Source organism: Type-D symbiont of Plautia stali (assembly GCF_001485335.1).
GTDB classification, from domain to species: Bacteria; Pseudomonadota; Gammaproteobacteria; order Enterobacterales; family Enterobacteriaceae; genus Pantoea; species Pantoea vagans_C.
The window spans coordinates 1-2,781 of sequence record NZ_BBOC01000169.1 but is presented as its reverse complement, the minus strand read 5'-3'; the positions used below and the strand labels follow the sequence as shown (position 1 = coordinate 2,781).

The window sequence follows — 2,781 nt, the reverse complement described above, 5'->3', positions numbered from 1 at the left end:
CGAGGCGAACCTGGGGAACTGAAACATCTAAGTACCCAGAGGAAAAGAAATCAACCGAGATTCCCCCAGTAGCGGCGAGCGAACGGGGAGCAGCCCAGAACCTGAATCAGCTGGTGTGTTAGTGGAAGCGTCTGGAAAGTCGCAGGGTACAGGGTGATACTCCCGTACACAAAAACACACCTTCTGTGAGTTCGAAGAGTAGGGCGGGACACGTGGTATCCTGTCTGAATATGGGGGGACCATCCTCCAAGGCTAAATACTCCTGACTGACCGATAGTGAACCAGTACCGTGAGGGAAAGGCGAAAAGAACCCCGGCGAGGGGAGTGAAACAGAACCTGAAACCGTGTACGTACAAGCAGTGGGAGCCTACTTGTTAGGTGACTGCGTACCTTTTGTATAATGGGTCAGCGACTTATATTCTGTAGCAAGGTTAACCGTATAGGGGAGCCGCAGGGAAACCGAGTCTTAACTGGGCGTTAAGTTGCAGGGTATAGACCCGAAACCCGGTGATCTAGCCATGGGCAGGTTGAAGGTTGGGTAACACTAACTGGAGGACCGAACCGACTAATGTTGAAAAATTAGCGGATGACTTGTGGCTGGGGGTGAAAGGCCAATCAAACCGGGAGATAGCTGGTTCTCCCCGAAAGCTATTTAGGTAGCGCCTCGTGAACTCATCTTCGGGGGTAGAGCACTGTTTCGGCTAGGGGGCCATCCCGGCTTACCAACCCGATGCAAACTGCGAATACCGAAGAATGTTATCACGGGAGACACACGGCGGGTGCTAACGTCCGTCGTGAAGAGGGAAACAACCCAGACCGCCAGCTAAGGTCCCAAAGTCATGGTTAAGTGGGAAACGATGTGGGAAGGCACAGACAGCCAGGATGTTGGCTTAGAAGCAGCCATCATTTAAAGAAAGCGTAATAGCTCACTGGTCGAGTCGGCCTGCGCGGAAGATGTAACGGGGCTAAACCATGCACCGAAGCTGCGGCAGCGACACTATGTGTTGTTGGGTAGGGGAGCGTTCTGTAAGCCGTTGAAGGTGGCCTGTGAGGGCTGCTGGAGGTATCAGAAGTGCGAATGCTGACATAAGTAACGATAAAGCGGGTGAAAAGCCCGCTCGCCGGAAGACCAAGGGTTCCTGTTCAACGTTAATCGGAGCAGGGTGAGTCGACCCCTAAGGCGAGGCTGAAAAGCGTAGTCGATGGGAAGCAGGTTAATATTCCTGCACTTGGTGTTACTGCGAAGGGGGGACGGAGAAGGCTAGGTTATCCGGGCGACGGTTGTCCCGGTTTAAGCATGTAGGCGGGAGTTTTAGGTAAATCCGGAACTCTTTTAACGCTGAGGTGTGATGACGAGCCACTACGGTGGTGAAGTAACTGATGCCCTGCTTCCAGGAAAAGCCTCTAAGCTCCAGGTAACACGAAATCGTACCCCAAACCGACACAGGTGGTCAGGTAGAGAATACCAAGGCGCTTGAGAGAACTCGGGTGAAGGAACTAGGCAAAATGGTGCCGTAACTTCGGGAGAAGGCACGCTGTCGGTAAGTGAAGTCCCTCGCGGACGGAGCTGAAGGCAGTCGAAGATACCAGCTGGCTGCAACTGTTTATTAAAAACACAGCACTGTGCAAACACGAAAGTGGACGTATACGGTGTGACGCCTGCCCGGTGCCGGAAGGTTAATTGATGGGGTTATCCGCAAGGAGAAGCTCTTGATCGAAGCCCCGGTAAACGGCGGCCGTAACTATAACGGTCCTAAGGTAGCGAAATTCCTTGTCGGGTAAGTTCCGACCTGCACGAATGGCGTAATGATGGCCAGGCTGTCTCCACCCGAGACTCAGTGAAATTGAAATCGCTGTGAAGATGCAGTGTACCCGCGGCAAGACGGAAAGACCCCGTGAACCTTTACTATAGCTTGACACTGAACATTGAGCCTTGATGTGTAGGATAGGTGGGAGGCTTTGAAGCGTGGACGCCAGTCTGCGTGGAGCCATCCTTGAAATACCACCCTTTAATGTTTGATGTTCTAACGTAGACCCGTAATCCGGGTTGCGGACAGTGTCTGGTGGGTAGTTTGACTGGGGCGGTCTCCTCCCAAAGAGTAACGGAGGAGCACGAAGGTTGGCTAATCCTGGTCGGACATCAGGAGGTTAGTGCAATGGCATAAGCCAGCTTGACTGCGAGAGTGACGGCTCGAGCAGGTGCGAAAGCAGGTCATAGTGATCCGGTGGTTCTGAATGGAAGGGCCATCGCTCAACGGATAAAAGGTACTCCGGGGATAACAGGCTGATACCGCCCAAGAGTTCATATCGACGGCGGTGTTTGGCACCTCGATGTCGGCTCATCACATCCTGGGGCTGAAGTAGGTCCCAAGGGTACGGCTGTTCGCCGTTTAAAGTGGTACGCGAGCTGGGTTTAGAACGTCGTGAGACAGTTCGGTCCCTATCTGCCGTGGGCGCTGGAGAATTGAGGGGGGTTGCTCCTAGTACGAGAGGACCGGAGTGAACGCACCACTGGTGTTCGGGTTGTCATGCCAATGGCATTGCCCGGTAGCTAAGTGCGGAAAAGATAAGTGCTGAAAGCATCTAAGCACGAAACTTGCCCCAAGATGAGTTCTCCCTGGGCACTTGATGCCCCTGAAGGGACGTTGAAGACGACGACGTTGATAGGCCGGATGTGTAAGTGCAGCGATGCATTGAGCTAACCGGTACTAATGACCCGTGAGGCTTAACCTTACAACGCCAGAGGCGTTTTTGAAGAGACGCAAAGTAGATTTTCAGCTT

At 53.2% G+C, this 2,781-nt stretch carries 1 rRNA gene; it reads left to right on the top strand.

What is annotated here, in order from left to right:
- A 23S ribosomal RNA gene (locus PSSD_RS25700) occupies positions 1-2,733 on the top strand; the annotation flags it as partial.
- Positions 2,734-2,781 lie beyond the last annotated feature (48 nt).